General features: G+C 68.1%; 29 protein-coding genes. 13 read left to right on the plus strand and 16 right to left on the minus strand.

Going from position 1 to position 26,620, the window contains the following annotated elements:
• The first annotated feature begins 56 nt into the window (after positions 1-56).
• Positions 57-497, plus strand: a complete 441-nt coding sequence (yiaA, locus tag ABIC90_RS04355; protein ID WP_354352819.1) for an inner membrane protein YiaA — start codon at positions 57-59, stop codon at positions 495-497.
• A 10-nt stretch (positions 498-507) separates the two neighbouring features.
• On the opposite strand, the gene ABIC90_RS04360 is transcribed toward yiaA, so the two are convergent.
• Genes ABIC90_RS04360 through recA form a run of 3 tightly spaced genes read right to left on the minus strand, consistent with a single transcriptional unit; the run spans position 508 to position 2,536 of the window.
• Complete coding sequence (locus ABIC90_RS04360) at positions 508-939, minus strand: SRPBCC family protein (RefSeq protein WP_354352820.1); 432 nt, start codon at positions 937-939, stop codon at positions 508-510.
• The gene (gene recX, locus ABIC90_RS04365) at positions 920-1,381 is read right to left on the minus strand and encodes a recombination regulator RecX (RefSeq protein ID WP_354352821.1); all 462 of its coding nucleotides are present in this window, start codon (positions 1,379-1,381) and stop codon (positions 920-922) included. Before recX ends, ABIC90_RS04360 begins: the two co-directional genes overlap by 20 nt.
• A gap of 42 nt (positions 1,382-1,423) precedes the next feature.
• Positions 1,424-2,536: a recombinase RecA gene (gene recA / locus ABIC90_RS04370; RefSeq protein ID WP_013544265.1), complete on the minus strand. Its 1,113-nt coding sequence runs from the start codon at positions 2,534-2,536 to the stop codon at positions 1,424-1,426.
• 147 nt (positions 2,537-2,683) lie between these two features.
• Here recA and ABIC90_RS04375 point away from each other — a divergent pair, with 147 nt between their 5' ends.
• The gene (locus ABIC90_RS04375; protein WP_280808999.1) at positions 2,684-3,169 is read left to right on the plus strand and encodes a MarR family winged helix-turn-helix transcriptional regulator; all 486 of its coding nucleotides are present in this window, start codon (positions 2,684-2,686) and stop codon (positions 3,167-3,169) included.
• Between the two features lie 64 nt (positions 3,170-3,233).
• Entirely contained in the window at positions 3,234-3,908 is a 675-nt protein-coding gene (locus tag ABIC90_RS04380; RefSeq protein WP_354352822.1) for a response regulator transcription factor, read from the plus strand.
• Between the two features lie 24 nt (positions 3,909-3,932).
• Here the strand turns inward: ABIC90_RS04380 and ABIC90_RS04385 are convergent, their stop codons facing one another.
• Positions 3,933-4,892, minus strand: a complete 960-nt coding sequence (locus ABIC90_RS04385) for a hypothetical protein (RefSeq protein WP_354352823.1) — start codon at positions 4,890-4,892, stop codon at positions 3,933-3,935.
• Between the two features lie 147 nt (positions 4,893-5,039).
• Between ABIC90_RS04385 and ABIC90_RS04390 the strand changes: the two genes are divergently transcribed.
• Positions 5,040-6,482, plus strand: coding sequence for a sensor histidine kinase (locus ABIC90_RS04390; RefSeq protein ID WP_354352824.1), 1,443 nt, complete (start codon positions 5,040-5,042; stop codon positions 6,480-6,482).
• An 18-nt stretch (positions 6,483-6,500) separates the two neighbouring features.
• On the opposite strand, the gene ABIC90_RS04395 is transcribed toward ABIC90_RS04390, so the two are convergent.
• From ABIC90_RS04395 to ABIC90_RS04405, 3 genes are read right to left on the minus strand one after another with little or no spacing between them, the layout of a single operon-like run.
• Positions 6,501-6,698, minus strand: a complete 198-nt coding sequence (locus tag ABIC90_RS04395) for a sporulation protein (RefSeq protein WP_354352825.1) — start codon at positions 6,696-6,698, stop codon at positions 6,501-6,503.
• An 11-nt stretch (positions 6,699-6,709) separates the two neighbouring features.
• A complete protein-coding gene (locus tag ABIC90_RS04400; protein ID WP_354352826.1) occupies positions 6,710-7,522 on the minus strand; it encodes a biotin--[acetyl-CoA-carboxylase] ligase in 813 nt (270 codons plus the stop codon).
• Positions 7,523-7,524: 2 nt separating this feature from the next.
• On the minus strand, positions 7,525-8,172 hold the full coding sequence (locus ABIC90_RS04405) for an SET domain-containing protein (RefSeq protein ID WP_354352827.1): 648 nt from the start codon (positions 8,170-8,172) through the stop codon (positions 7,525-7,527).
• Between the two features lie 85 nt (positions 8,173-8,257).
• Here ABIC90_RS04405 and ABIC90_RS04410 point away from each other — a divergent pair, with 85 nt between their 5' ends.
• Together ABIC90_RS04410 and ABIC90_RS04415 are read left to right on the plus strand one after the other, a co-directional pair.
• Positions 8,258-11,215: a DNA topoisomerase III gene (locus ABIC90_RS04410; protein ID WP_354352828.1), complete on the plus strand. Its 2,958-nt coding sequence runs from the start codon at positions 8,258-8,260 to the stop codon at positions 11,213-11,215.
• Between the two features lie 148 nt (positions 11,216-11,363).
• Positions 11,364-11,546, plus strand: a complete 183-nt coding sequence (locus ABIC90_RS04415) for a hypothetical protein (protein ID WP_354352829.1) — start codon at positions 11,364-11,366, stop codon at positions 11,544-11,546.
• 35 nt (positions 11,547-11,581) lie between these two features.
• On the opposite strand, the gene ABIC90_RS04420 is transcribed toward ABIC90_RS04415, so the two are convergent.
• A complete protein-coding gene (locus ABIC90_RS04420; protein WP_354352830.1) occupies positions 11,582-12,466 on the minus strand; it encodes a gamma-glutamyl-gamma-aminobutyrate hydrolase family protein in 885 nt (294 codons plus the stop codon).
• A 136-nt stretch (positions 12,467-12,602) separates the two neighbouring features.
• Between ABIC90_RS04420 and ABIC90_RS04425 the strand changes: the two genes are divergently transcribed.
• Positions 12,603-13,658 carry a sugar phosphate isomerase/epimerase family protein gene (locus tag ABIC90_RS04425; protein ID WP_354352831.1) on the plus strand — a complete coding sequence of 352 codons (1,056 nt, stop codon included), beginning with the start codon at positions 12,603-12,605 and terminating at the stop codon, positions 13,656-13,658.
• A 10-nt stretch (positions 13,659-13,668) separates the two neighbouring features.
• On the opposite strand, the gene ABIC90_RS04430 is transcribed toward ABIC90_RS04425, so the two are convergent.
• Both ABIC90_RS04430 and ABIC90_RS04435 read right to left on the minus strand, forming a co-directional pair.
• The gene (locus tag ABIC90_RS04430; RefSeq protein WP_354352832.1) at positions 13,669-14,751 is read right to left on the minus strand and encodes a catalase family protein; all 1,083 of its coding nucleotides are present in this window, start codon (positions 14,749-14,751) and stop codon (positions 13,669-13,671) included.
• 97 nt (positions 14,752-14,848) lie between these two features.
• Entirely contained in the window at positions 14,849-16,318 is a 1,470-nt protein-coding gene (locus tag ABIC90_RS04435) for a PLP-dependent aminotransferase family protein (protein ID WP_354352833.1), read from the minus strand.
• A gap of 82 nt (positions 16,319-16,400) precedes the next feature.
• Between ABIC90_RS04435 and ABIC90_RS04440 the strand changes: the two genes are divergently transcribed.
• The 4 genes from ABIC90_RS04440 to dbpA all read left to right on the plus strand — a co-directional run bounded on the left by ABIC90_RS04440 (position 16,401) and on the right by dbpA (position 20,138).
• A complete protein-coding gene (locus ABIC90_RS04440) occupies positions 16,401-17,672 on the plus strand; it encodes an MFS transporter (protein ID WP_354352834.1) in 1,272 nt (423 codons plus the stop codon).
• A 323-nt stretch (positions 17,673-17,995) separates the two neighbouring features.
• Positions 17,996-18,256: a hypothetical protein gene (locus ABIC90_RS04445; RefSeq protein WP_354353134.1), complete on the plus strand. Its 261-nt coding sequence runs from the start codon at positions 17,996-17,998 to the stop codon at positions 18,254-18,256.
• A gap of 60 nt (positions 18,257-18,316) precedes the next feature.
• Positions 18,317-18,586, plus strand: coding sequence for a translation initiation factor IF-1 (gene infA / locus ABIC90_RS04450; protein ID WP_354352836.1), 270 nt, complete (start codon positions 18,317-18,319; stop codon positions 18,584-18,586).
• Between the two features lie 100 nt (positions 18,587-18,686).
• Positions 18,687-20,138 (plus strand): ATP-dependent RNA helicase DbpA, encoded by a 1,452-nt coding sequence (gene dbpA / locus ABIC90_RS04455; protein WP_354352837.1) that lies wholly within the window; start codon positions 18,687-18,689, stop codon positions 20,136-20,138.
• Here the strand turns inward: dbpA and ABIC90_RS04460 are convergent.
• On the minus strand, positions 20,104-21,588 hold the full coding sequence (locus ABIC90_RS04460) for an MATE family efflux transporter (RefSeq protein ID WP_354352838.1): 1,485 nt from the start codon (positions 21,586-21,588) through the stop codon (positions 20,104-20,106). The genes dbpA and ABIC90_RS04460 overlap by 35 nt on opposite strands.
• 59 nt (positions 21,589-21,647) lie before the next feature.
• Here ABIC90_RS04460 and ABIC90_RS04465 point away from each other — a divergent pair, with 59 nt between their 5' ends.
• Positions 21,648-21,818: a hypothetical protein gene (locus tag ABIC90_RS04465; RefSeq protein WP_172672148.1), complete on the plus strand. Its 171-nt coding sequence runs from the start codon at positions 21,648-21,650 to the stop codon at positions 21,816-21,818.
• An 81-nt stretch (positions 21,819-21,899) separates the two neighbouring features.
• Complete coding sequence (locus tag ABIC90_RS04470; protein ID WP_354352839.1) at positions 21,900-22,229, plus strand: hypothetical protein; 330 nt, start codon at positions 21,900-21,902, stop codon at positions 22,227-22,229.
• A 39-nt stretch (positions 22,230-22,268) separates the two neighbouring features.
• Here ABIC90_RS04470 and ABIC90_RS04475 read toward each other — a convergent pair whose 3' ends face one another.
• From ABIC90_RS04475 to ABIC90_RS04495, 5 genes are all read right to left on the minus strand, one after another.
• Positions 22,269-23,210: a fatty acid desaturase family protein gene (locus tag ABIC90_RS04475; RefSeq protein ID WP_354352840.1), complete on the minus strand. Its 942-nt coding sequence runs from the start codon at positions 23,208-23,210 to the stop codon at positions 22,269-22,271.
• A gap of 81 nt (positions 23,211-23,291) precedes the next feature.
• Positions 23,292-23,960, minus strand: a complete 669-nt coding sequence (locus ABIC90_RS04480; RefSeq protein ID WP_354352841.1) for a GntR family transcriptional regulator — start codon at positions 23,958-23,960, stop codon at positions 23,292-23,294.
• A gap of 23 nt (positions 23,961-23,983) precedes the next feature.
• Positions 23,984-25,270: an FAD/NAD(P)-binding oxidoreductase gene (locus tag ABIC90_RS04485; protein ID WP_354352842.1), complete on the minus strand. Its 1,287-nt coding sequence runs from the start codon at positions 25,268-25,270 to the stop codon at positions 23,984-23,986.
• On the minus strand, positions 25,267-25,515 hold the full coding sequence (locus tag ABIC90_RS04490) for a (2Fe-2S)-binding protein (RefSeq protein WP_354352843.1): 249 nt from the start codon (positions 25,513-25,515) through the stop codon (positions 25,267-25,269). Before ABIC90_RS04490 ends, ABIC90_RS04485 begins: the two co-directional genes overlap by 4 nt.
• Complete coding sequence (locus ABIC90_RS04495; RefSeq protein WP_354352844.1) at positions 25,512-26,615, minus strand: NAD(P)/FAD-dependent oxidoreductase; 1,104 nt, start codon at positions 26,613-26,615, stop codon at positions 25,512-25,514. Before ABIC90_RS04495 ends, ABIC90_RS04490 begins: the two co-directional genes overlap by 4 nt.
• Positions 26,616-26,620 lie beyond the last annotated feature (5 nt).

The following is a 26,620-nucleotide window of genomic DNA, read 5'->3' on the forward strand; positions in this document are numbered from 1 at the left end:
CATGCCATCGCCGTCCAACACCATAATCCCGCCACATCACAACGAGGAGGATCAACATGGCAGCAGTCAAATTTCAGAAACCGACCGGCGCATTCGTCGCCGCATCCTGGGCCGCGCTGATGATCGGCGCCATCGTCTACCTGATCGGGCTGTGGAACGCCTCGATGCAGCTCAACGAGAAGGGCTACTACTTCACCATCCTCATGTACGGCCTGTTCTCCGCCGTCTCGCTGCAAAAGACCGTGCGCGACCGCATCGAGGGCATGACCGTGACCGGCATCTACTACGGGCTGTGCTGGATCTCGCTGCTGCTGTCGGTCGCCCTGCTCGCCGTCGGCCTCTTCAACGCCACGCTGGCGGCCAGCGAAAAAGGCTTCTACGCCATGGCCTTCCTGCTGAGCCTGTTCGGCGCCGTGGCGGTGCAGAAGAATGTGCGCGACATCGCGGCGCACAAGAGCGAGACGCCGGCGCTCGACGACACGCCCGAAGCCGGTTGATATCGCCGGCTCAATCCGCTTCGAGCAAGCGCTGCAGCGACTGCAGGTCGCGCGCGATCCAGGCGGCATCGCGCTCAAAGGCCGCATCGTCCATGTGCGGCTGGCGCAGCAGCGTGAACTGCAGTTCGCAAGCGTCCGGCGCCACGCCGATCACGCGGAACGGCAGGTAGACCTCGGGCACCCCCTCGGGCGCGACCCAGTGGTCGAGCACGCCGAAGTCGTTGGCCGGCGCAAAGCGCATGCGGGCGTCGCCGCTCTCGGGTGTGCGCACGATCCAGTGGTCGCCGTGCGGCAGCAGCGCGCTCTTGGCGAGACCGCTGGCCCAGTCGGGCAGCCGCGCCGGATCGGCGGCGACCTTGTAGGCACGGCGCCAATCGCAAGCCACGCGTTGCGTGACGACGCGCGACCGCACGCCATGCGCTTCATTCGTCTGCTGCTTCATCGAAGTCGCTCCTGAGAACCTTGGAAACGACGGCGCCCGAAAAACCGCGCGCCATCAGGAATCGCATCTGCTTCGCCCGCTCCTTCGCATCGGTGGGCGGCGCATCGAAGCGGCGGCGCCACAGCGCGGTGGCGCGCTCGACCTCGGTGTCCTGCAGGCCGGCCACCGCCTCGGCGATGGCTTCGGGCGCAATGCCCTTGGCCTGCAGTTCCTGCCGCACCCGCAATGCGCCCGATCGTGCGGCGCGCTGGTTCAGCACCGAGGCCACGACGCGCGGCTCGCTGATGAAGTCCTTGGCGACGAGCTCGTCGAGCGCCTTCGCCAGCGTGCCGGGCTCTTCTTCATGCTTCGCCAGCTTGCGCTCCAGCTCCGCACGGGAATGCTCGCGCTGGCTCAGGAGCCGCAATGCGCGGCCTTTGAGGGAGGGGGCGCCGAAAGCCATTCGGGGGTCGCTCGCGCGGCCCCAGAAAGGCCGCTGCCGAACTTACTCCGCCGCTGCCTTGTCGGCCTTGGGCGCCTTGGCGGGCTTCTCGGCCTTCTCGGGCTCCGACCCTGCATCGGCAGCCAGCAGCGGAATGCCCAGCGACTCGCGCACCTTGTTCTCGATCTCGCGCGACAGTTCGGGGTTCTCGCGCAGAAACTCACGGGCGTTGTCGCGGCCCTGGCCGATTTTTTCGCCGTTGTAGGCGTACCAGGCGCCCGACTTGTCGACGATCTTGGCAGTGACGCCCATGTCGATGACTTCGCCTTCGCGGCTGATGCCCTCGCCGAACAGGATGTCGAACTCCGCCGTCTTGAACGGGGGCGAGACCTTGTTCTTCACCACCTTCACCTTGGTTTCGTTGCCGATGGCTTCGTCGCCCTTCTTGATGGTGCCGATGCGGCGGATGTCCAGGCGCACCGAGGCGTAGAACTTCAGCGCGTTGCCGCCGGTGGTGGTTTCGGGCGAGCCGAACATCACGCCGATCTTCATGCGGATCTGGTTGATGAAGATGACCATGCAGTTGGTCTTCTTGATGGTGGCGGTGAGCTTGCGCAGCGCCTGGCTCATCAGGCGGGCCTGCAGGCCGGGCAGCGAGTCGCCCATTTCGCCTTCGATTTCGGCCTTGGGCGTGAGCGCGGCGACCGAGTCGATGACGATCAGGTCGACGGCGCCCGAGCGCACCAGCGAATCGACGATTTCGAGCGCCTGCTCGCCGGTGTCGGGCTGGCTGATCAGCAGGTCGGACAGGTTCACGCCGAGCTTCTGGGCGTACTGCACGTCGAGCGCATGCTCGGCGTCGACAAAGGCGCAGGTGCCGGCCTGCTTCTGCATGGCGGCAATGACTTGCAACGTGAGCGTGGTCTTGCCCGAGGATTCCGGGCCGTAGATCTCGATCACCCGGCCGCGCGGCAGGCCGCCGACGCCCAGCGCGATGTCCAGGCCCAGCGAACCGGTGGAGACCACCTGGATGTCTTCCAGCGCCTCGCCTTCGCCCAGCCGCATGATCGTGCCCTTGCCGAACTGCTTTTCGATCTGGGCCAACGCGGCCTGCAAGGCCTTGGCCTTTTCACTGTTGGCTACCGAGATGCTTGCGCCCTTGACGACTGCGTCCATATGGAAATCTCCTTGAAAATCAACGGTTTGTGTCTGGATTCAACCCATCTGCTTTTAATCACAGGCTGGATGCTTGAACAGTAGTGTAGGGGCTCATGGATTTGAGTAAACCCATTTTTTGGTCAGTTTGCTTTACCATCTGGCGCCATGTCCGAAGCCGCTTTTCCGACCGATCCCGACGCCTGGCGCCAGACCCACCTGGGCCGCCTCCTGGGCCACGCGATGCGCCGCTTCGACGAGCGCGTGCTGGAGCTGATGGCGCATGACGTCGATGTGCCGCTGGCTTTGTCGAACCTCGCCGCGCGCGCCCAGGTGAGCGCCGCGCACATCCACATCACCCGGCATCTCGCGCGCGAGGGTTCGCGCCTGACCGAACTGGCCGAGCGCGCCGGCATGACCAAGCAGGCGATGGGCGCGCTGGTGGACCAGTGCGAGGCCTGGGGGCTGGTCACGCGCGGGCCCGATCCGCTCGACGCGCGGGCGCGGCGCGTGCTCTTCACGGCCGACGGACTCGCGTGGCTGGATGCCTTCCGCAGCGCGGTGACGCAGGCCGAGCGCGAGTTCCGCAGCAGCGTCGGCAACGACATCGCCACCGTGGTAACCATCGGTCTCGAAGCCTACGCAGCCGCGTAGACTCCGCCGCAGAGACAAATGTGAACGGCGCCGGCGCGGCGCCTGAACCGGCCGGAGGTGGCTCATGCGGATTCTGATTGCCGAAGACGACCAGGTGCTCGCCGATGCCCTGCTGCGCAGCCTGCGCACCTCGGGCGCGGCGGTCGACCATGTGGCCAACGGCTCGCAGGCCGACACCGCGCTCATGACCCACAACGAATTCGACCTGCTGATCCTCGACCTGGGCCTGCCCAGCCTGCACGGCATCGAGATATTGAAGCGCCTGCGCGCCCGCGGCTCGCAGTTGCCCGTGCTGGTGCTTACCGCGGCCGACAGCGTGGAAGAGCGCGTCAAGGGCCTGGACCACGGCGCCGACGATTACATGGCCAAGCCCTTCAGCCTGCAGGAGCTCGAAGCGCGCGTGCGCGCCCTCACCCGACGCGGCATGGGCGCCACCAGCAACGCGATACGCCACGGCCCGCTGGTCTACGACCAGGCCGGCCGCGTGGCCACCATCGACGGCAAGATGATCGAGCTGTCGGCGCGCGAACTCGGCCTGCTCGAAGTGCTGCTGCAGCGCGCCGGCCGGCTGGTGAGCAAGGACCAGCTGGTCGACCGGCTGTGCGAATGGGGCGAGGAGGTGAGCCTCAACGCGATCGAGGTCTACATCCACCGCCTGCGCAAGAAGATCGAGAAGGGGCCGGTGCGCATCGCCACCGTGCGCGGACTGGGTTACTGCCTCGAGAAGATCCCGGGCTGAACCGCAGTCCTGCGGGTTGCCGCTTTACGGCTGCCTGCGCAAACCGGCCGACAGGGTGGCGCCGTTGGTCGTCCTGACCAGGAAGAAGATGCTCCGGAAGTAGCCATTGCTGTCGAAGGTGCCCGCGGGCACCAGGACGATGGCTGCCGGCCCCTGGTAAGACCGGTCTGTCTTGAGCTTGCAGCCATCCTTGCCATCGATGCCGCCATCGACCGCGTTCAGGCTGAAGCCGTACATGTTCTTGGACGTGCCGGGTTCCGCCTGCGCGATGACGCCCGAGATGGCGCAATTGCCCACTTGCACCCCGGCCGTCTTGCCCGTGAACTTCCCGGTGGCATCGACCTCGATCGACAGGCCAATGCCGAAATTGCTGTCCGGATTGGCCCACTTTCCGATCACGCTGTCCTGCGAAACCGCCAGCGCGTTCTCCGTCGCATAGTTCAGCGGGCCGAACGCCGAAGCTTCGCGCTTGCCATAGGCATAGGTCCCCTTCATCGTCTTCTTGGGTGTGAAGGTGCCCGAACCCGTCACGGGCGAGGCATCGATGAAATAGTAGGCCGTGTCCGGATTGAAAGACCAGTCCAGGCCCGTGACCTTGATCGATCCCCACAGCGTGCCGATGTGATCCTTGCTGGCGATCGTGCCGTCGGCGCCGACGAGGGCGAGATCGAGCAGCGAGATGTAGATGCCTTCGCTGTCGTTGCCCTCGGCAGCGGTCGAACCGGCTTGTGGCGCGCTCAACGACGGCAGCGGCTCGCTGCCTGGCACCGGGTCGCGATTCGGCGGGGGCGATGGTGCCCTGGGTGGCGCAGGAGCAGGCGCAGGCGCGGTTGCCGCCGGTGCGACCGGTGGCAGAGGAAACCCGGCGCCACCGCCGCCGCCTCCCCCACCGCCACCACATCCGGTGGCTGCGACGCCCGCGGCCAGCACCGTCGCGACGATCCACAATGGCTGCGCGCAGCCGTTCAATGACTTGGTCTTCATGACTCTCCCTGAGTTCTTTATGGAATTGCAGAAACTGCGCGCAGAGACTACAACCGGGCACCCACGCGACCGCCGGCGCGCGGATTGCAACAGCCGCACTAAGTCACGCCCGCCAGCAATTTCTCGCTCCCATCAGGAACCTGTCCCTTGAAGCTTTTCCAGCGCGCACAGCGCTCCCTGTTCGGCGAAATCCTCGACTGGATGCTCACGCCGCTGCTGCTGCTGGTGCCGGTGAGCATCGGCGTCACCTGGCTGGTGGCGCAGGGCATTGCCAACGCCCCATTCGACCGCGCGCTCGAACACAACGTGAAAGCGCTGGCCGAGCTGGTGACGGTGAAAGACGGCGAGACGAAGTTCGTGCTCTCGCAGCCGGCGCGCGAGATCCTTCGCGCCGACAACGCCGGCCATGTGTACTACCAACTGCTCGACGGGCACGGCACGCTGCTGAGCGGCGAGCGCGAGGTGCAGCGTCCCAACGTGGACGACCCGCCCGCCCCCGGCATCGTCTTGCTGAGCAATAGCGAAGTGCACGGCAACCCGGTGCGCGTGGCCTCGCTGTGGCTCGCGAGCGGCACCGACGACGTGCCGCCCACGCTGCTTCAGCTGGCTGAGACGCGCGAGAAGCAGTCGGTGCTCGCGCTGGAGATCATCAAGGGCGTGCTGCTGCCGCAGTTCGCGATCCTGCCGCTCGCGGTGCTGCTGATCTGGCTTGCGCTGGTGCGCGGCATCAAGCCGCTGTCGGTGGTGGAAGCGCGCATCCGCGAACGGCGCCCCGGCGACCTGAGCCCGCTGGACGAATCGTCGGTGCCGCTCGAAGTGGTGCCGCTGGTGTCGTCGGTCAACGAACTCCTGAACAAGCTCAACGATTCCATCGACACGCAGAAGCGCTTTCTCGCCGATGCGGCGCACCAGCTCAAGACGCCGCTCGCGGGGCTGCGCATGCAGGCCGACCTGGCGCAGCGCGAGGGCGCCAATGCCGACGAGCTCAAGCAGTCGCTCAAGCAGATCGGCCGCGCCAGCGTGCGCGCCACCCACACGGTGAACCAGTTGCTGTCGCTGGCGCGCGCCGAAGGCAACAGCGCCAACACGCACCGCCAGCCCTGCGACCTGGCGCGGCTCACCATCGAGGTGGTGCGCGAAGCCGTGCCGCGCGCGATCGAGAAGCGCATCGACATCGGCTACGACGGCGCGGAGGCGGGCGCGCCGGGCGTGATGTTCGAAGGCAACCCGACGCTGCTCAAGGAACTGGTGCGCAACCTGGTCGACAACGCGCTCAACTACACGCCCTCGACGCCCGAGCGCCCCGGCGTGATCACCGCGCGCGTGCTGGCCGACCCCTTCGGCCATGTGCTGCTGATCCAGGTGGAAGACAACGGCCCGGGCATTGCCGAGGCCGACCGCGAACTGGTGTTCGAGCCGTTCTACCGGGTGCTCGGCAACGAGGCCGACGGCTCGGGGCTGGGCCTGCCGATCGTGCGCGAAATTGCCAACCAGCACCGCGCGCAGGTCAAGCTCGAAGATGCCCATCCGGGCAAGCATCCGCCGGGGGCGCGCTTCACGGTGCGCTTCGAAAGCGGGGCGTGCGCGTGAACGCGGCCCGCGGCGTCGTCAAGGCGCGGGCGCGCCGGCCTTGGCTTCCTTGCGGATCTGCACCCACTCGGGCTTGATCTGCCGCGCCATGCGCTGCGGCTCGCGCTCGTTGAGGCTGGCCGGCGCAAGACCGAAGCCCGCGAGGTCGCCGCGCGCCCACAGGAAATAGCCGGCGTTGGCCATCAGCAGGACGATCAATGTCAGGCGCAGTTTCATGAAGGTCCTGTTCAGAAAGCCATGCCGCGAGGGCGCACGCTCACTTCGTCGCTGGTGATCGTCTGCAGGCCCAGGGACGTGCGCACCTGCAGCTCGCCGCTCCAGGCCACGCCTTCGCAGACACCCTCGGTGCCGTCGCTGAGCGTCACCTCGCGGCCGCGCAGCACGTCGCGTGCGGCAAAGCGCTCGGCGAACTGCGCGAAGCCCTGCGCTTCGAAGGCGAGCACGCTGCGCACCAGCGGCTCGGCCAGTTCGCGCAGCACCTCGGGCGCGGCGGCGTCGGGCCGCCATTGGCGCAGCCAGGCCGGCGGCGTGCGCATGCCCTCGGCTTCGCGCTCGCCGATGTTGATGCCGATGCCGATCACCAGGTAGCGCGCCGCGCCCGGTCCGGCGGCGTGCGGCAATGCGGTTTCGATGAGGATGCCGACCAGCTTGCGGTCGTTCACCCAGAGGTCGTTGGGCCACTTGAGGCCAACCTTGTGCGTGCCGGTCGGATCGAGGCTCTCGGCCACGCTGACACCGACGGCGAGCGACAGGCCCGACCAGTCGGCCGGCGCGAGCGGCAGGCCGAGCGAGAAGGTCAGCGAGGCTTGTTCCTCTTGGCGCTGCGCGCTCTGCCAGGGGCGTCCGAGGCGCCCGCGTCCTGCGGTCTGGCGCTCGGCCACCAGCAGCACGGGCTCGGTGCGGCCAGCGCGCGCGCGGCGCATCAGCTCGGTGTTGGTGGAATCTATTTCGGGCACGGCCTCGACCGCGAACCCCGGCAACAGCGGCGCGATCGATGCGGCGATCCGGTGTTCGTGCCAGGCGGCCGTTGTGCTGCGCATGCTCAGTCCTTGTCGGACTTGTCCTTTTTGGCCTTCTTGACCTTTTCTCCGGCTTCTTTCCCGGCCTTCTTCTCGGCTTTTTTCTCAGCCTTCTTTTCTGCCTTTCTGGCTTCCTTCTTCTTCTCTTCCTTCTTCTCAGCCTTCTTCCTGGCTTTCTTCTTCTTTTTCTTTTCTTCGTCCTCGTCCTTGGGCGTCAGCAGCGTGCCGCGGCACTGCTCGGAGCCGCACCAGCAAGGAAATTCGGACAAAAGCTTCGGCGTGTAGGGCTCGTCGATGATCAAGCCGTAGTCGTAATTGAGCTCTTCTCCTGCAGCGATGTTGCGCAGTGCCTTGATATAAACGCGCCCATCGACTTCGTCGGCTTCGCAGTTCGGCTCGCAGGAGTGATTGATCCAGCGGGCGTCGTTGCCCTTGACGTTGCCGTCGATCACGCGCCCGTCGTCGATGTGGAAGTAGAAGGTGTGGTTCGGCTGGGCCGGGTCGTGGGGATGGCGCCGCAGCGCCTCTTTCCAGTTGATGACCTCGCCCTTGTATTCGATCAACGTCTCGCCTTCGGCCAGGTCCTGCACGGCGAACACGCCGTTGCCGTGGACGTCGGAACGCCGCATCTGAATGCGGCGGCCGCTGGAAGTGGGGGTTTTGGAAGGCATCGCCGAAGTCTGTTAGTTTGAATGTGCACACATGCGCGTGTACGCGTGCGCACGCGGGAAGCCGCACAGTATAGAGAGCCCTTAGATGACAAAGACTTTGGTAATTGCAGAAAAGCCGTCGGTGGCACAGGACATCGTCCGTGCCCTCACGCCGGTGGCCGGCAAGTTCGACAAACATGACGAGCATTTCGAGAACGACAGCTATGTCGTGACCAGCGCTGTCGGTCACCTGGTCGAAATCCAGGCGCCCGAGGAGTTCGACGTCAAGCGCGGCAAGTGGAGCTTTGCCAACCTGCCGGTGATTCCGCCGCACTTCGACCTGAAGCCTGTCGACAAGACCAAGACGCGCCTGAACGCGGTGGTCAAGCAGGCCAAGCGAAAGGACGTGACGCAGCTCATCAACGCCTGCGACGCGGGCCGCGAGGGCGAACTGATCTTCCGCCTGATCGAGCAGTACGCCGGCGGCAAGAGCCCGCTGGGCAAGCCGGTCAAGCGGCTGTGGCTGCAGTCGATGACGCCGCAGGCGATTCGCGACGGCTTCGACCAGTTGCGCACCGAAAAGCAGATGCAGGGCCTGGCCGACGCCGCGCGCTCGCGCTCGGAGGCCGACTGGCTGGTGGGCATCAACGGCACGCGCGCCATGACGGCATTCAATTCGCGCGACGGCGGCTTCTTCCTCACGACCGTGGGCCGGGTGCAGACGCCGACCTTGTCCGTCGTGGTGGAACGCGAGGAGCAGATCCGCAAGTTCGTCTCGCGCGACTACTGGGAAATCCATGGCAGCTTCGCGGCCGAGGCGGGCAGCTATCCGGGCAAGTGGTTCGACGCCAACTGGAAGAAAGCCAATGCGCCGCTGCAGGCCAACGGCGAGCCCGATGCCGAACAGCGCGCGGACCGCGTCTGGAACGAGCGCGACGCACTGGCCATCGCCAACGCCGCGCGCGGCAAGCCCGCCACGGTGACCGAAGAAAGCAAGCCCACCACGCAGGCCTCGCCCGCGCTGTTCGACCTGACCTCGCTGCAGCGCGAGGCCAACGGCCGCTTCGGCTTCAGCGCCAAGACCACGCTCGCGCTGGCCCAGAGCCTGTACGAACGCCACAAGGCGCTGACCTACCCGCGTACCGATTCGCGTGCGCTGCCCGAGGACTACCTGCCGGTCGTCAAGCAGACCATGGAGATGCTGGCCGACAGCGGCATGAAGCACCTGGCGCCGTTCGCCAAACAGGCGGTCGACGGCAACTACGTCAAGCCCAACAAGCGCATCTTCGACAACGCCAAGGTGTCGGATCACTTCGCGATCATCCCGACGCTGCAGGCGCCCAGCGGCCTGAGCGAAGCCGAGCAGAAGCTCTATGACTTCGTGGTGCGGCGCTTCCTGTCGGTGTTCTTCCCGAGCGCCGAGCACCAGGTGACCACGCGCATCAGCACCGTGGAGCAGGACGGCAAGAAGTACCCGTTCCGCACCGACGGCAAGGTGCTGGTCAAGCCGGGCTGGCTCGCCATCTACGGCAAGGAAGCCCAGGACGACGAGAAGGAAGACGACAAGGACGGCAAGCGCCTCGTGGCGGTGAAGCCGGGCGAAGTCGTCACTACCGAATCGGCCGACATCAAGGGCCTGAAGACGCGCCCGCCCGCACGCTATTCCGAAGCCACGCTGCTGGGCGCCATGGAAGGCGCCGGCAAGACCATCGACGACGACGAACTGCGCGAAGCCATGCAGGAGAAGGGCCTGGGCACGCCCGCCACGCGCGCGGCCACCATCGAAGGGCTGATCGCCGAGAAGTACATGCTGCGCGAGGGCCGCGAGCTGATTCCGACAGCCAAGGCCTTCCAGCTGATGACGCTGCTGCGCGGCCTGGGCGTGGAAGAACTCTCCAAGGCCGAGCTCACCGGCGAGTGGGAATACAAGCTCGCGCAGATGGAGAAAGGCGCGCTCAGCCGCGACGCCTTCATGCGCGAGATCGCCGCGATGACCGAGCACATCGTCAAGAAGGCCAAGGAATACGACCGCGACACCGTGCCCGGCGACTACGCCACGCTGCAGACGCCGTGCCCCAACTGTGGCGGCATCGTGCGCGAAAACTACCGCCGCTACGCCTGCACCGGCAAGAGCGGCACGGGCGAGGACGCCTGCGGCTTCTCGTTCGGCAAGTCGCCGGCCGGGCGCACCTTCGAGGTGGCCGAGGCCGAGGCGCTCTTGCGCGACAAGCACATCGGCCCGATCGACGGCTTCCGCTCCAAGGCCGGCTGGCCCTTCACGTCCGAGATCGTCATCAAGTACGACGAGGAAGCCAAGAACTTCAAGCTGGAGTTCGACTTCGGCGACGACAAGAACGCCGAGAGCGGCGAGATCGTCGACTTCAGCGAGCAGGACACCGTGGGCCACTGCCCGGTGTGCGGCGCGCCGGTGTTCGAGCACGGCGCCAACTACGTGTGCGAAAAATCCGTGCCCACCAACGCACAGCCCACGCCCAGCTGCACCTTCAAGACCGGCAAGATCATCCTGCAGCAGCCCGTGGAGCGCGCGCAGATGGAAAAGCTGCTCGCCACCGGCAAGACCGACCTGCTCGACAAGTTCGTGAGCATGCGCACGCGCCGCGCCTTCAAGGCCTTCCTCACCTGGAATGCCGAAGAAGGGAAGGTGACCTTCGAGTTCGCGCCGCGCGAAGGCGGCAGCAAGTTCCCGCCGCGCAAGACCTTCGGCAAACCGGCGGCCAAGACCGCGGCGGCGAAGAAGGTAGCGGCCAAGAAAACGCCGGCTGCCAAGAAGGCACCGGCCGCGAAAAAGGCGGCCGCGCCGCGCAAGCCCGGCGCGGGCCTGAAGCCCAGCGATTCGCTGGCCGCGGTGATCGGCGCCGATCCGGTGGCGCGCACCGAGGTCATCAAGAAGCTGTGGGACTACATCAAGGCCAACGGCCTGCAGGATGCGACCAACAAGCGCGCGATCAATGCCGATGCCAAGCTGAAGCCCGTGTTCGGCAAGGACCAGGTGACGATGTTCGAACTCGCGGGCATCGTGGGCAAGCACCTCTCGGCGCTCTGACGAACGATGCAGCGCCTGCACCCTGCCACCGGCCCCGCTGCTGCGATGACGCGGCCGCACAAGGGCCGATGGCAGGTGTGTTGTTACATGGCCGCGCGGGGCGTCGGCCTATAGTGGGTTGCAGTCCCACCCATTCCTGGAGTCTTACGTGAAGCCATTCATTGCAGCTGTTCTCGCCCTTGCCATGGGCGCCCTGGTGGCGGGCTGCGCCGGTACCGGCTCGGCGAATTCGGCCGGCGGTGCGTCGCCATCGTCAGGCAGCGGTGTCACGGTGTTCGGCACCATCGACGCCGGCGTCAGCGGCAGCACCAACCGTTCAGACCGGCGCTGATAAGCGCCAAGCCTCTCGGCCGGCCGGCGAACGCGTCAGCGCCGTAACAATGCCTGGCGCAGCACCCGCGCCGCGCGGTCGCGGATCTTGCCCGGGCCGGACTGCGGCGGCGGCGTCTTCGGCGCCACCTTGGCGGTGGCGCAGGCCCACAGGAAGTCATGCAGGATCGGCGTGTCGTCGACCGTTTCGGTGCTGCCGTGCTTGTGGAATTCGGGGTGCCACTGGGTCGCGGCGATGTAGCTGCGGCCGCGCTCGGGCCGGCGGCGGATGGCCTCGGGCACACGGTCGGGCAGGCTCCAGGCCTCGATCTCGAAACCCGGCGCGAGCCCCTTGATGCCCTGGTGGTGAATGCTGTTGACGCGCGCCGTGTCCACCTGCGGGAAGAGCTTGGACAGCCGCGTGCCCTGCACGATTTCGATGTCGTGGAAGTTCTGGTCGTAGGTCACCGGGTCGCGGTGCCGCAGGCCGCCCGTGTGCTGGGCTTCGATGTCCTGGTAGAGCGTGCCTCCGAAGGCCACGTTGATGAGCTGCAGCCCGCGGCACACGCCGAAGATAGGCTTGCCGGCCTGCTCGAAGGCCTCGACCAATGCCAGGTCATAGAGGTCGCGGATCTGGTCGCCGATCCAGGCGTCCTTGAGCGGCACTTCGCCGTAGCTGCCGGGCCAGACATCGGCGCCGCCATGCATCACCACGCCGTCCAGCCATTCCGCATAGTGCGATAGCTTGGTGTCGCCGCGCGCGGTTTCGCCGGTGGGGCAGGGCACCATCACGACCATGGCACCGGCGGACATGAGCCAGTGCGCGATCGATTGCTCGACGTACTGCAGCGTCTTGTTGGTGAACAGCGACCGGGCCGGGTCGGCGTGCGAGAAGCAGGCGGACAGGCCGATCTTGAGCCGAGCGGAAACAGGTTGCGTCATCGCGGGACTGTCAGCGCGAACTGAACGGGGAATGCGAAAAGGAAAATCCATTGTGGCGCGTTGGCCTCTCGCGGCGGGTCGGACGACACGCCAAGTATGCTTTCAACGCCGCCACGACGCATAAGGAAGACAAGCCATGAAAACGATCAAGGGTCCCGCCATATTCCTGGCCCAGTTCGCGGGAGACACCGCCCCGTTCAACACGCTCGACGGCATCGCCGGATGGGCCGCGGGCCTGGGCTACAAGGGCGTGCAGATCCCGAGCTGGGACGCACGCCTGTTCGACCTCCAGAAGGCCGCCGAGAGCAAGACCTACTGCGACGAAGTGAAGGGCACGCTCGCACAGCACGGGCTGGAGATCACCGAGCTTTCGACGCACCTGCAAGGCCAACTGGTCGCGGTGCATCCGGCCTACGACGCGGGCTTCGACGGCTTCGCGGCGCCCGAGGTGCGCGGCGATCCGGTGCGGCGCCATCAGTGGGCCGTGCAGCAACTTCACTTCGCGGCGAAGGCCTCGGCCAACCTGGGGCTCACGGCGCATGCGACCTTCTCGGGCGCATTGGCATGGCCCTACCTTTATTCGTGGCCGCCGCGCCCGCCGGGCCTCATCGAGGAAGCCTTCGACGAACTCGCCCGCCGCTGGCGCCCGATCCTCGATGCCTTCGACGCGGCGGGCGTGGACGTGGGCTACGAGATCCATCCGGGCGAAGACCTGCACGACGGGGTGAGCTACGAGATGTTTTTGGAGCGCGTCGGCAACCACCCGCGCGCCTGCCTCCTGTACGACCCGAGCCACTTCCTGCTGCAGCAACTGGACTACCTCGCCTACATCGACCACTACCACGAGCGCATCAAGATCTTTCATGTGAAGGACGCCGAGTTCAACCCGAGCGGCAAGCAGGGCGTGTACGGCGGCTTCCAGAGCTGGATCAACCGCGCGGGGCGCTTTCGCTCGCTGGGCGACGGGCAAGTCGACTTCAAGGCGATCTTCTCGAAGATGGCGCAGTACGACTTCCCCGGCTGGGCGGTGCTCGAATGGGAGTGCTGCATCAAGCACCCGGAAGACGGCGCACGCGAGGGCGCGGCCTTCATCGCCGACCACATCATCCGCGTGGCCGACCGGGCGTTCGACGATTTCGCGGCCGGCGGCGTCGACGTGACGGCCAACCGGATGATGCTCGGACTCGGCTGAAGGACCCGGCTCAGCGGTGCAGCGGGCAGCCGTTGCGCTCGCTGCGAAAGTTCGACGAGGCTGCGTACGCGGCCTTGCGCGCGCGCATCACATTGCCCAGCGGCCGGTGCGCGGCCAGCGCGTGCCAGGGATTGAAGGCCATGCCGTCGTCGATCTCGCGCGCGAGCGCGTCGCTCCAGCCGTCCTGCTTGTCCAGCGTGATGCGCGCCACGGCCACGAAGGGGCTCAGCTCCTGCGGCCACTCGACCGACGCATCCTCGACCGGCATGCGCTCCAGGTCCATACACAGCTGCGCACGCAACTCCCAGACCGCCGGGTTCTGCTGCATGAAATCGGCCACGGCCTCGCGCGTGCCGTCGGGCCTGCCGGCCAGGTCGAGCGGTGCGTTCTCCAGCGCCAACAGGGCGGGCGACACGGGCACGAGCTGCAGCTTGGCGATGTAGGCGCCGTAGCGCAGCGGCACCTGGGTGAAGAAGGTGGCGCCGAGCGGATGCGTCTCCGCATGGCCGCCCAACGCGATCAGCGTGCCGCTCTGTGCGCCGAAGGTTTCGACCGCTTTCTCCACGCCCTGCAACACGCTGGAGAGCACGCGCTTGGCGTTGGGCGCCTTGTCGGTGGTGCTGGCAAGCAGCTTCAGGCTGCGCAGGAACCCCTTGGCATCGGGGGCGGCGAACACCGGGCCGTCGACAAACAGGAAGTCCTGCGAGCTGTGGCCCTCGGAGCCTTCCACGCGTGCGCCCTCGGTGCCGAGCACCTTGACGGCCATGCCGCGCGGCAGCGACACGCGGTCGTCGAGCGCTTCGGCCGGCGGCGTCGACAGCCGCATCACCACCGGACAACGTCGCGGCGCCGCAAACAGCCCCTGCGCCAGCGCTTCGGGCAAGCCGTCGAGCACGCGCAACTCGCCGTGCAGCAGGCCGTGGCTCTTGGCGTGGACGGCGCGCATGGCATGCCCGGTGTGATCCGCCATGGTGGTGGCCATGTCCGCAAGGGTGGCCACGAGGTCCGTGTGCGTTTGCGCCTCGTCGTCGCGGAAGGTTTCGACAGCGGGGTCGTAGCGCACGGGGGTCGCGCTGAGGGTGCTGGTGTTCATGGCGCGATTGAGCGCAAAGGCGCAAGCTGCGCCTGTAGGCGCACGGCGACAAAGCATGCGCTCGAACGCCTGCGCGGGGGCGCCGTGGGCCGCGGGCTCAGAGCAGCCGGACGAGCCGGCGGATGGCGCCGTCGATCTGCGATGCGTCGACCAGGCCGTAGCCGAAGGCGAGGCCGTTGGGTGCGCCGGGCGCCTGCGGGTCCAGCGCGAAGCGCGAGAGCGGCGGCAGCGCGATGCCGGCTGCGGCGGCGCGCGCGACCACGGTGGCATCGCGGGTGTTCGTGCGCAGCCACGCCGACAGGTGCAGCCCCGCGTCGGAAGGAATCACGTCGAGCCGCCCCGCGCCGTGCTGTGCGAGCGCTTGCAGCAACGCAGTGCGCCGTACCCCGTAGATCTTGCGCATCTTGCGGATGTGGCGCGCCAGATGCCCTTCGGCGATGAAGGCGGCGAGCGTCTCCTGCAGCAGCACCGGGCCGTGCCAGTCGGCCAGCTCGCGCGCCCGCACCAGCGCCGCGCGCGCCCAGGGCGGCGCGACCACGAAACCGAGCCGCAGCGCCGGAAACAGGCTCTTCGAGAAAGTGCCGACATAGCAGACCGACTCGGCGCGGTCCAGCGTCTGCAACGCATCGAGCGGGCGGCCGGCGAAGCGGAATTCGCTGTCGTAGTCGTCCTCGATGACGACCGCGTTGCGCGCCCGCGCGAAGGCCAGCAGCGCCGCGCGCCGCTGCGGCGACATCGCGACGCCGGTGGGGAACTGGTGCGACGGCGTCACGCAGATCACGCGCACCTCGGGCGGCAGTTGCTCGACGCACAGGCCCTCGGCATCGGTGGGTACGGCGACCACTTTCGCGCCGGCGGCCGTCATGGCCTCGCGCAGCGAGGGGTAGAAAAGCTGCTCGACCGCGACCACCGTGCGCCCCGGCACGACGAGGATGCGCGCGAGCAGCCCGAAGGCCTGCTGCGCGCCGGCGGTGACGACGATGTCGTCGGCCGTGCAGCCGACCGCGCGGGTGAACGACACATGCCTGGCGATCGCCTCGCGCAGCGCGGCCTGGCCCTGCGGCTCTGCATAGTCGGCGGGCTCGCGGGCGATGCGGCGCAGCGCGCGGTCGGACAGGCGGCGCCAGATGTCGAAGGGAAAGGCCCCGGTGTCGGGCAGGCCGACGCGGAAATCGTCGCGCGCGCGGGGCGGCTGCAGCGTGGGCGGGAGGTCGGCGCCGGAGATGTTCAGCGGCACCAGCCGCGGGTCGCGACGGGCGGATGTGCCTCTGGATGTGCCTTTGGACGTGCGCCCGCGGCGCGACTGCGGCAGCGTATCGGCCACATAGGTGCCGGCGCCGGGACGTGCCAGCAGGTAGCCCTCGCTCAGCAGCAGGTCGTAGGCCGCGAGCATGGTGTTGCGCGAGATGCCCAGCCGTTCGGCGAGCGCGCGCGTCGCCGGCAGGCGTGCGCCGGGCTGCAGCCGGCCGTCGAGGATGGCGTCGCGCAGCTGCCGGTGCACCTCGCGCAGCAACTCGCGCGAGCCGGTGCCCGGCAGGCGGATGGCGAGTTCGAAAAGTGGCTCCATGAAGTTTGCCGATTGTGGTTCTTTTGAGGAGCCAATCGCAAACCTATTCTGAAGGCCTCAGAACGCTCACCGGAGTCTTTTCATGACCACCGATTCCCTCCTCGCCGCGCAAGCCCGACCCGCCGAACGCCTGCCCCTTGGCCTCGCGTGGCTCGCACTGGGCGCCTTCGCCATCGGCACCGAAAGCTTCATGATCGCCGGCCTGCTGCCGGTGCTGGCGGCCGATCTGCAGGTGAGCGCAACGCACGCCGGCCAGCTGGTGCTGCTGTTCGCGCTGAGCTACGCCATCGGCTCGCCGGTGATGGCTGCGCTGTGTGCACGCTTCGGGCGGCGGCCGCTGCTGATCGCCAGTCTTGCCGCGTTCTCGGGGCTCACGCTGGCGGCTTCGATGTCGCAAGGCTTCGCGCAACTCGCGCTGGCGCGGGTGGCGCTGGGCCTGGTGGCCGGCGTGTTCCTGCCGACTGCGAGCGCGGTGGCGGCCTCGATGGTGTCGCCCACGCTGCGCGGCCGCGCGATGGCCATCGTGACGGGCGGCGGCACGGTGGCGGTGGCGCTCGGCGTGCCGCTGGGCGCCTGGATCGCGGGCTGGGGCGGCTGGCGCACCGCCTACCTGCTGATCGCCGCGGTGGCGGCGCTGGCGACCTGGGGGCTGGCTGTCGGCCTGCCGCGCGGGCCGGTGTCGACGCCGGCTGCCGTCCGCACACCCGCCTGGCTGGTGGTTCGCGAGCCCGGCGTGCTGCCCGCCTTGCTGACCACCCTGCTGTGGGCGACGGGCGGCTTCAGCTTCTATACGTACATCGCGCTGTTCCTCTCGGGCACGCTGGGTTTCGGTGCCGAGGGGGTGAGCGCCGTGTTCTTCGCCATCGGCGTGGCGGCCGCTGCAGGCACCGCGGCGGGCGGCTGGGCCACGGACCGCTTCGGCGCGGACCGCATGGCGCAAGGTTTTGCGCTGATGCTGGTCGTGATTCTGGGCGGGCTCTCGTTCTCGGCGCAGATGCTGCCGCGCGGCCTGGCGCTGCCATTCATCGTCGGGCTGTCGGCGCTCTGGGGCTTTGCGGGCTGGGGCTTCGGCCCGGCGCAGGCGGTGCGGCTGATTCGCCTGGCACCGGACCGCGCGCCGATGACGCTGTCGCTCAACGCCTCGGCGGTCTACCTCGGCATTGCAGCCGGCTCGGCGCTGGGCGGCGCGGTGATCGACCTGATCGGTGTGAGCGCGCTGGGCTGGGTGGGCGCGGCCTGCCAGCTAGCGGGCCTGGGCCTGATGCTGCGTCCCACCACGAAGGCAGAAGCGGCTCTTTTTTCGGGAAATGCCGCGGAACCGGCTTTGCCGGGCCGCAGGCATTGCCCCCGGTGAGGGGGTAGGAGAAGCGACACGAAGTGCGCGAAGCCTGGGGGTGAGCTACAATGGCGGGTTCGTTTCGATACCACGACGAAGCACTTCGTCATATTGCCGGCTGACCTGCACTGTCCCTTGGATTTTTCAGGACCCCTCACTTTCTTCAGCCGGCTTCACAGTGTGTTGGAGCGCCAGACCGGGCGCCCATGATTGCCACCACTGCCTTCGTTCTTGTTGAAGCGAATAGCGCGTTCGCCGCGCCGTTCTGGCCGGCCCACGCCCGTTTTCAATCATTTTTCAGGCATTTCGCGTCCAAATTTCGCGCGTTGTGCCAAGGCTTCATGGACATCATTCAACACAGTATCGCGGTGGGCAAGTACCTTGTTTCCCCGCTCATTCGACACCAGGACGACGGCAACTTCGCCGCTTCCGTCTCGATCCGCTCCGGCCACGGCAGCGGCATGCACGACCGCGTGATGCGTTTCACGCCGCGCTTTGCCAGCCACGCCGCCGCTGCAAGCTACGCAGTCGCCGAAGGCCTCGGCTGGGTGCAGGAACGCCATCCGCGTTGCGCCCCGCTCGCCTTGGCCTGCGCAGGCTGAAACAATCACGCCCATCTTCACATCCAACACACATCGAACGAGATTCAGAGGTAACCAAGCATGCCCAAGGAAGAACTGATCGAAATGAACGGCGCAGTGACCGAAGTCCTGCCCGACTCGCGCTACCGCGTCACGCTGGACAACGGCCATCAACTGATCGCCTACAGCGGCGGCAAGATGCGCAAGCACCACATCCGCATCCTGGCGGGTGACAAGGTGTCGCTCGAACTCTCGCCCTACGACCTGACCAAGGGTCGCATCACCTTCCGCCACCTGGAACGTCGCGGCCCGCCGCCGACCGGTGGCGGCAACAACTCACCCCGCCGCTGATCCGCGAGGGACCCAAAGCCTTGCGGCGCCTCGCAAAAGGCGCCGGCAAGGCTTTTGTTTTTTGCGCTTCCGGCCTGCCCGGCCTTCCGGCTGCTGAACGATGACCACACCCAATCCCACAGCCGGCGGCCCGCAAGCCCAGGCCCCTGCCGACAACGGCTTTGCCACCCTGGCGCTCTCGCCCCAGATGCTGGCCAACCTCACCCAGCTGGGCTACACGCAGATGACGGCCATCCAGGCCGCCGCCCTGCCGCCGGCGTTGCTCGGCAAGGACCTGATCGCCCAAGCCAAGACCGGCAGCGGCAAGACCGCCGCCTTTGCGCTCGCGCTGCTCGCCAACCTCAACGCACGCCGCTTCGCCATCCAGGCGATGGTGCTGTGCCCGACGCGCGAGCTGGCCGACCAGGTCACGACCGAAATCCGCCGCCTGGCGCGCGCGGAAGAAAACATCAAGGTGGTCACGCTCTGCGGCGGCGTCGCACTTCGCGGGCAAATTGCCAGCCTGGAGCACGGCGCGCACATCGTCGTGGGCACGCCGGGCCGCATCATGGACCACCTGGACCGCGGCAACCTCGACCTCTCGGCGCTCAACACGCTGGTGCTCGACGAAGCCGACCGCATGCTGGACATGGGCTTCTTCGAAGACATCGTAAAGGTCGCGCGCCAGTGCCCGAAGGAGCGCCAGACGCTCCTGTTCTCAGCCACGTATCCCGAAGGCATCGCCAAGCTCGCGCAGCAGTTCATGAAGAGCCCGCAGCAGATCACGGTGCAGGCGCAGCATGAAGGCAGCAAGATCCGCCAGCGCTGGTACCAGGTGAAAGACAGCGATCGGCTGCACACCGTGAGTCTGCTGCTCGACCATTTCCGTCCCGTCAGCACGCTGGCCTTCTGCAACACCAAGCAGCAGTGCCGCGACCTGGTCGAGGTGCTGCAGGCGCAGGGCTTCAGCGCGCTGGCGCTCTTCGGCGAGCTGGAACAGCGCGAGCGCGACCAGGTGCTGGTGCAGTTCGCCAACCGCAGTTGCTCGGTGCTGGTGGCCACCGACGTGGCGGCACGCGGGCTCGATATCTCGCACCTCGAAGCGGTGATCAACGTCGATGTGACGCCCGATTCCGAGATCCATATCCACCGCGTCGGCCGCACCGGCCGCGTGGGCCAGTCGGGCGATGCCGAAGGCCTGGCGCTCAACCTGGCCAGCATGAACGAGATGGGCAGCGTCGGAAAGATCGAGCAGCTGCAGGGCCGCGAGTCCGAATGGCACGACCTGGCCGAGCTCACGCCGGGCAAGGGCGCGCCGCTGCGGCCGCCGATGGCCACGCTGCAGATCGTCGGCGGGCGCAAGGAAAAGATCCGCGCCGGCGACGTGCTGGGCGCGCTCACCGGCGACTGCGGCTACACGAAGGACCAGGTCGGCAAGATCAACGTCAACGAGTTCTCGACCTATGTGGCGGTGGACCGCGCCATCGCCGCGGAAGCGGCGAACAAGCTCTCCAGCGGCCGCGTCAAGGGCAAGTCGGTCAAGGTGCGGCTGCTGACGCTGCAGGACCAGTAACGGCAACAGGCTGCGGCGTGGCAAGCGCCGCAGCATCGCCATGCGCCGAGGTCGGCGCCACCGGCGCATCGAGTACCGGTGCCGGCGCCTTCATCGACGGCTCCTGCCGCGCCAGTTTCGCGGCCAGCCGGAACGCCACCACCACCGCCAGCAACCCGAAGATCGACGAGCCCACGGCCTGACCGATCAGCACGCCGGCCGCGCCGTGGTGCGAGCCCCACCAGGCGAATGGAATCGTGCCCAGCGTGGCACGCCCCCAGTTGAAAAAAGTCGACAGCAGCGGATGCCCGAGGTTGTTGAACGACGCGTTCGCCACGAACAACCCGCCCGAAAAGAAAAAGCTCGCCGCGAGCCAGGTGCAGAAGAGCGCGATCAGCTCCGCCGCCTGCCCTTCGGCCGAGAACGCGCGGATCAGCACGCCCTGGCTCAGCGCAAGCACCAGCCATGCAACGGCGACCGAAGCCACCATGAACATCAGGCTGTCGCGCAGCCCCTCCTGCACGCGGCGGTACTGGCCCGCACCGAGGTTCTGCGCCAGGATCGGCCCGACCGCGCCGCTCAGCGCGTAGACCAGCCCGAAGGCCACCGGGCTCAGCCGGTCGATGGTGGCCGCGCCCGCAACAGCAGACGGACCGAACTGCGCGATCGCATGCGTGACGAACGCAGCGCCCACGGGCGTTGCCAGATTCGTCAGCATCGCCGGCCCGGCCACGCCGGCGAGCCCACGCGCATCGCTGGCCAGTTGCGATGCCTCGAAGCGCCCGAGCATCCGGTGCTTCACCATCACGCCGTGCAGCCCGATGGCCGCGAGCACCATGCGCGAGACCACCGCGCTGATGGCGGCACCGTCGAGCCCCAGGCCGAAGCCGAAGATCAATATCGGGTCGAGCACCGCCGTCACGAAAGCCGCCGCGAGCGTGACGGTCATCGAGCGGCGCGCATCGCCGATCGAACGCAAGAGGGCCGAGCACGCCATGCCGATGCCCAGCAGCGGCAGCGTGTGCACCGTCACCGCGAGGTAGCGCTGCGCGAGCCGCGCGGTTTCGCCTTCGGCGCCGAGCGCGTGCAGCGCGGGGTGCAGAAAAAACGCCGTGCCGCTGCCCACCACCACCGACAGCGCCGCCATCAGCACCAGGCTCGAGGTCGCGATGCGCCGTGCCTGCACCGCGCGGCCGGCGCCCACCGTGCGCGACACCACCGCCGCGATGCCGATGGTCAGTCCGATGCACAGCGAGGTGTGAAAGAAGCCGACCACGCCCGCGAAGCCGACCGCCGCCGCCGTCTCTTTTTCGCCGAGCAGCGAGATGTAGAACAGGTTGATCAGGTCGACCGCGAACACCGCGATCAGCCCGACAGCACCGGTGCCGGCCATCACGCACACGTGGCGCAGCAACGACCCCGAAACGAAGCGCGGGCGCTCGATGGCGCCCGTTGTTTCGGTTATTGGCATATGAAATCCTCGATGTGGCCTAATCGCGGGTTCGAACATTACTTTTACCCGAGCTTTTCATGCCCAAGACATTCCGTACCGAAGCCGAACGCGTTGCCACCCCGAAGCCGACGCCGCTGCCCGGCTACACGCTGCCCAAGTCCGGTGGCGGCCAGAAGGTCAGCCTGGAACGTGGCACCGCAACGCGCAGCAAGAAGAACCCTGGCAAGCGCGCCAAGAAGGGCGGCTGATCCAGCCCCCGATGGCTCCCCGGAGCCACGACGAACGCGCCTCAGGGCGCGTTTTGTCATTGGGGCAGCCCTGAATCCGCGATGTCCGACGACAACCAGATCTTCATTCCGCCCTCGTTCTTCGCGGTCTACAGCGATGCGCGCCAGCGCCTTCGCGAACCGATCGGCGTGGTGCGCGAGCGCTACGAGATCTGCGAGGACCTGGCCAGCCACCTGGTGAACCACGCGCAGATCCAGCACCACACCGAGGTGCCGGTCGAAAGCGAAATCCTGCGTCGCATCCATGCCGGGCTGGCGACGCCGGAGGCGGGCGTGTCGGCCGCCGAGGCCACCTGGATCGTGCAGCGGCTGGCTGAATTGCTGGGCTGGCCCGGGCTCGAAGAGGGTACCGGCGAGGCCAGCGGCGACTGAGCGAGCCCGCCGCGCTGCGCGGGCTGAGCAAGCGGGCTGCTAAACGGCCTGAACAGGCCGGGCCGCCGTCGCCCGCCGCAGCAGGCTCAGGTAGCCGGGCTGCACTTCCATCCGTACCGTCGCGCCCTGGCGCTGCAGCAGGCGATGTGCCTTCGGCAGCGCCCAGCAGGGCAGGTTGGTGAACATGTGATGTTCGCAGTGGTAGTTGACCCAGTACGGCGCAATGAAGATGCGCTCGACCAGGTTGGCATGCGTGGTGCGCGCCTGGCGCATCGGGTCGGCCTCGTTCTGCGCGACCAGCGCGTGCTCAGCGATGTTGCGCACGCGGCTCACGAGCGGCAGCCAGGTCGCCATCGGCAGCAGCCACATCAGCACCCACGCCCACCAGTAACCGGCCAACGCGAAGGCGAGCAGGCCGAGGCCGTTGCCGATGAAGAATCGCCGGTTCTTCGCGATCTCGCGGCCGAAGGCCTTCAGCGCCGATTGGCCCGGCGCGCGCCCGCGGATGCCTTCGGCGATGTGCCCGAAGCGCTGCTTGTAGAAGGTCTGTCCGCTCAGGTCGCGCACCACCTTGCGCCACATCGATTCGCGCGTGATCGGAAAGGGCGCGGACAGCACGAGGTCCGGGTCTTCGGTCTGCTGCACGAAGCGGTGGTGCTGCAGGTGGTAGGGCCGGTAGTCGCGCAGGGTGTGCGAGCACAGCCAGTGGCCCACCCAATCATTGACCTTGCGGTTGCGGTGCAGGCCTGCATGCGCCGCGTCGTGCATGAGGATGAAGAGCCCCAGCTGCCGCGCGCCGACGATGGGCACCATCAGCGGAACGGTCCACGGCCACACGATGCCCACCAGCAACGCGGCGCCGATGACGCCCCAGCAGTGCGCCACCAGCCACAGCCCCCGCCACGACGAGCGCGTGGTGAGCGATTGCCACTCTTCGGTGGAGAAAAAGTCCTGGGGGAGGGCGCGGGGTGCGACGGCCATCCGGCCAGTATGCGCCGAAGGCCCGGTCGGATCACGCGTAGTTCCCCGGTGTCCGAAGGCGTCGCGGCGTGGCCCTTCGGCCTACTTGTCGATGATCTTGCGGGCGAAGACTTCGAGGTAGTCCATCAGCCGATCGGCGCCGGCAACCGCCGCGGCCTCGTTGCCGGTCGCGATGCCCTGGGCCAGTTCGAGGTGCGCGTTCGCGCCCTCGACGATCTCGCCCTCGTGCTGGTAGGCGTACCAGAAGCGCCGGCACTGCACGATGGGCGGAATCACCGCCTTCACCGCCGAGTTGTTGTGGCTTGCCTGGTGGTTCACCAGGTCCAGCGCATGGTCGGCGCGCATGTAGTCGACAAGGTCGCCGCGGCCCGCGGCCTCGACCATCGCCTCGGCGCAGCGCACGATGTCCTTGCGCTGCAGCGCGGTGGCGCGGCGCGCCGAGCAGGCCGCGATCACGCGTTCGAGCACGCGCCGGGTCTGGATCACGTCCAGGTGGTCGGCCAGGTCGATGGCCGACACCAGCAGCCCGCGGCGCGGCTGCTGCACGATGAGCCCGATCGACACCATGCGCATCAGCGCCTCGCGCACCGGCGTGCGGCCCAGGCCCGTGCGCTCGGCAAGATCGGCCTCGACGATCTGGCTGCCGGGCTCCAGTTGCATGGTGGACAGCAGCGTCTCGATGGCGTCGTAGGCCACGTCGGCAGCGCGGCGCTTGAGCGGGGGGCGAGGGGCGGTTTTCGGGGGGGCCATGGGGTTCTTGTGCGGGCGGGGTGTCATTGTCGGGCGTTGCCCGGGTCCACCGGGTCCGCCAGCCCGGCCAGCGTCGCGATGCGCACCGGCGACAGCGGCGGGCGCGGCGCGGGCGGCGTCCAACCGAACAGGAACTGCGCCGCGTCCCCGCACACGCGCCCCTGGCAGGCGCCCATGCCGCAGCGGCGATGCAGCTTGGCGTCGGTCCAGCCGGTGCAGTCCGCGAGCGCGGAGAAGGGCACGTCTTCGCAGCGGCACACGAGGGTGTCGGGCTGCGGCATCTGCCGGATCTCGGGGGCGAGCGCGAAGCTGCGGTGCAGTTGCGTGGCGAAGGCGTCCCATCGCGCGCGTTCGCCTTCATGTTGTTTCGCGGCGCGCTCGTTGCCGACGGCGGCGTAGCCGGCGATGGAACCTTGCGCGAGCGCGCGCTCGCTGCCGCCGAAGCCGGTGCATTCGCCGGCGGCGTAGACGTCGGGCAGGCTGGTGCGCTGCCGCGCATCGACGGCCAGTGCCTGCGCGCCTTCGGCCGTGAGGGCGCAGCCGAGCAGGCGGCCGAGTTGCGTGTTGGGCGTGAGGCCGAAGCCGCAGGCCACACGGTCGCAGGCGATGTCCACCTCGCGGCCGTCCTGAAGAAGCCGTACCGATTCGACCTGCGTGCCGCCTTGCACCGACACGATGCGCGACGAGGTGCGGTACTGCGGGTCGGCCAGGGTCACCGACTGCGCGGCCTTGCCCGGCCAGCGCCAGAGGCCGGCGGCAAACCCTGCGACCGCCGCGAACGAGGCTTGCTCCGCGATGCGCACGACCTTCGCGCCCGCCGCGCGCGCCGTCGAAGCGGCGGCGAGCAACAGCGGGCCGCTGCCGGCGATCACGATGCGTTCGCCCTCGATCGGCAGCCCCGCCTTGATGAGCGCCTGCAACCCGCCCGCGCCCGTCACGCCCGGCAGCGTCCAGCCCGGAAAGGGCAGCAGCAGCTCCCGCGCGCCGGTGCAAAGGATCAGTTTCTTCCACCGCATGCGCCAGCCGCGTTCGGCGTCTTCGAGCAGCAATTCATTGCGCGCGGGCGCGGCGATCACGCGCGTGCCGCTGCAGACGCGGATGTTGGCGTGGCGCGCGAGCGCATCGCGCCACTTGCGCGCGGCTGCGGGCAACGAGGCGCCGGGGCCGTCGCGCCAGATCTGTCCGCCGGGCGCGGGGTTGTCGTCGATCACGACGATCGATGCGCCGCTCGGCGCGGCAGCGACTGCCGCCGCCATGCCGGCAGGACCCGCGCCGACGATCAACACATCGCAGTGTTCGAGCGCGGTCATTCCGAGGTCTCCACGCGCATGCCTTCGGCGCAGACTGTCTGGCAGGCGAGCCGGTGCCGGCCGTCGATGAGCACGCGGCATTCCTGGCATACGCCCATGCCGCAGAACGGCGCGCGCGGCTGGCCCGTGACGGAAATGCGCGCAACGCCCGTACCGCCGGCCACGTGCAATGCGGCAGCGACCGAGCTGCCCGCCTTCACGCGCACCAGATTGCCGTCGATGTGCAGCAGGGTGTGATCGCTCATGCCATCCCCAGCAGGCCACGCGGCGCATAAGGCGCCGCATCGAACTCAGGCGCGGCGCCGGTCATCAGTGCCGCGAGCAGATGCGCGCTGCCCGGCGCGGTGGTCACGCCCAGGCCTTCGTGGCCAACAGCGAGCCAGAGCTTCTCGCGCCACGGGTGCTTGCCCAGCAGCGGCAGGCCGTCCGGCGTTGCGGCACGCATGCCGGTCCACGAACGCACCGCATTGAGGTTCGCGAGCCCCGGCAAGTAGTCGAGCGTGCGCTGCAGCATGCGCGCGAGCATCGGCGCCTCGACAGCGGGGTCGGTGGTGTCGAACTGGCGCGAGGAGCCGATCAGCAATTGCCCCGTGGGCCGCGGCTGGACGTTGAAGGCCACCGAATCGCCGTCGCTGTGGTGCGCGCTGGTCACGTAGCCGAGCTCGACCAGCTGGTGATGCACCGTGCCCGGGTAGCGGTCGGTGATCAGCAGGTGGCCCTTCTTCGGGCGGATCGGGAGTTCGGGGCACAGCGTCGTCGCCTCGATGCCGTTGGCCAGCACGACCTGCGGGGCGCTGCGGCGGGTGCCGTCGGCGAGACGCAGCGTGCCGTCATCTTCGATGGCATCGACCTTCGCGTGCTCGACGCGGATCGAGGCGCCGCCTCGGGCGATCAACCAGCGCGCGGCGTTCGGCGCGTAGAGGATGCCGTCGCCCGGCACTTCGAGCGCGCCCGCGAGGCCCTTGCGCAACGCGGGTTCCGCGCGTGCCAATGCGGCTGCGTCGAGCAGGCGGCTGTCGATGCCGTCCGCACGCAGCCTGTGCTGCTTGCGTTCGGCCTCGGCCATTTCTTCGTCGTTCGCGGCGATCCAGAGCGTGCCGCAGGCGCTGTAGGCGCAGTCTTCGGACATGCGCGGCGCGAGGGCGCGCCATCGCGCCGTCGAATCGCGGCTCAATGCGAGCTCGGCCGGGTTGTCGTCCATCACCACGAGATGGCCCATGCCGGCGCCCGTGGCACCGCCGATGCGTGCATCGAGTACCAGCACCTTGCGGCCGGCCTGGGCCATCGCATGCGCGCAGGCGGCACCGACGATACCGGCGCCGATGACGATGACGTCCGGGTCCATGCCGG

The sequence above is a fragment of the Variovorax boronicumulans genome (assembly GCF_040544675.1).
GTDB classification, from domain to species: Bacteria; Pseudomonadota; Gammaproteobacteria; order Burkholderiales; family Burkholderiaceae_C; genus Variovorax; species Variovorax boronicumulans_D.

Coding starts and splice junctions, on each gene's coding strand:
- ABIC90_RS04410 (WP_354352828.1), top strand. CDS start 8,258: ATGACAAAGACTTTGGTAATTGCAGAAAAGCCGTCGGTGGCACAGGAC.
- ABIC90_RS04400 (WP_354352826.1), bottom strand. CDS start 7,522: ATGCGCAGCACAACGGCCGCCTGGCACGAACACCGGATCGCCGCATCG.
- ABIC90_RS04405 (WP_354352827.1), bottom strand. CDS start 8,172: ATGCCTTCCAAAACCCCCACTTCCAGCGGCCGCCGCATTCAGATGCGG.
- ABIC90_RS04430 (WP_354352832.1), bottom strand. CDS start 14,751: ATGAACACCAGCACCCTCAGCGCGACCCCCGTGCGCTACGACCCCGCT.
- dbpA (WP_354352837.1), top strand. CDS start 18,687: ATGACCACACCCAATCCCACAGCCGGCGGCCCGCAAGCCCAGGCCCCT.
- ABIC90_RS04470 (WP_354352839.1), top strand. CDS start 21,900: ATGTCCGACGACAACCAGATCTTCATTCCGCCCTCGTTCTTCGCGGTC.
- yiaA (WP_354352819.1), top strand. CDS start 57: ATGGCAGCAGTCAAATTTCAGAAACCGACCGGCGCATTCGTCGCCGCA.
- ABIC90_RS04480 (WP_354352841.1), bottom strand. CDS start 23,960: ATGGCCCCCCCGAAAACCGCCCCTCGCCCCCCGCTCAAGCGCCGCGCT.
- infA (WP_354352836.1), top strand. CDS start 18,317: ATGCCCAAGGAAGAACTGATCGAAATGAACGGCGCAGTGACCGAAGTC.
- ABIC90_RS04360 (WP_354352820.1), bottom strand. CDS start 939: ATGAAGCAGCAGACGAATGAAGCGCATGGCGTGCGGTCGCGCGTCGTC.
- ABIC90_RS04495 (WP_354352844.1), bottom strand. CDS start 26,615: ATGGACCCGGACGTCATCGTCATCGGCGCCGGTATCGTCGGTGCCGCC.
- ABIC90_RS04425 (WP_354352831.1), top strand. CDS start 12,603: ATGAAAACGATCAAGGGTCCCGCCATATTCCTGGCCCAGTTCGCGGGA.
- ABIC90_RS04380 (WP_354352822.1), top strand. CDS start 3,234: ATGCGGATTCTGATTGCCGAAGACGACCAGGTGCTCGCCGATGCCCTG.
- ABIC90_RS04395 (WP_354352825.1), bottom strand. CDS start 6,698: ATGAAACTGCGCCTGACATTGATCGTCCTGCTGATGGCCAACGCCGGC.
- ABIC90_RS04485 (WP_354352842.1), bottom strand. CDS start 25,270: ATGACCGCGCTCGAACACTGCGATGTGTTGATCGTCGGCGCGGGTCCT.
- ABIC90_RS04445 (WP_354353134.1), top strand. CDS start 17,996: ATGGACATCATTCAACACAGTATCGCGGTGGGCAAGTACCTTGTTTCC.
- ABIC90_RS04465 (WP_172672148.1), top strand. CDS start 21,648: ATGCCCAAGACATTCCGTACCGAAGCCGAACGCGTTGCCACCCCGAAG.
- ABIC90_RS04435 (WP_354352833.1), bottom strand. CDS start 16,318: ATGGAGCCACTTTTCGAACTCGCCATCCGCCTGCCGGGCACCGGCTCG.
- recA (WP_013544265.1), bottom strand. CDS start 2,536: ATGGACGCAGTCGTCAAGGGCGCAAGCATCTCGGTAGCCAACAGTGAA.
- recX (WP_354352821.1), bottom strand. CDS start 1,381: ATGGCTTTCGGCGCCCCCTCCCTCAAAGGCCGCGCATTGCGGCTCCTG.
- ABIC90_RS04475 (WP_354352840.1), bottom strand. CDS start 23,210: ATGGCCGTCGCACCCCGCGCCCTCCCCCAGGACTTTTTCTCCACCGAA.
- ABIC90_RS04490 (WP_354352843.1), bottom strand. CDS start 25,515: ATGAGCGATCACACCCTGCTGCACATCGACGGCAATCTGGTGCGCGTG.
- ABIC90_RS04440 (WP_354352834.1), top strand. CDS start 16,401: ATGACCACCGATTCCCTCCTCGCCGCGCAAGCCCGACCCGCCGAACGC.
- ABIC90_RS04420 (WP_354352830.1), bottom strand. CDS start 12,466: ATGACGCAACCTGTTTCCGCTCGGCTCAAGATCGGCCTGTCCGCCTGC.
- ABIC90_RS04385 (WP_354352823.1), bottom strand. CDS start 4,892: ATGAAGACCAAGTCATTGAACGGCTGCGCGCAGCCATTGTGGATCGTC.
- ABIC90_RS04460 (WP_354352838.1), bottom strand. CDS start 21,588: ATGCCAATAACCGAAACAACGGGCGCCATCGAGCGCCCGCGCTTCGTT.
- ABIC90_RS04375 (WP_280808999.1), top strand. CDS start 2,684: ATGTCCGAAGCCGCTTTTCCGACCGATCCCGACGCCTGGCGCCAGACC.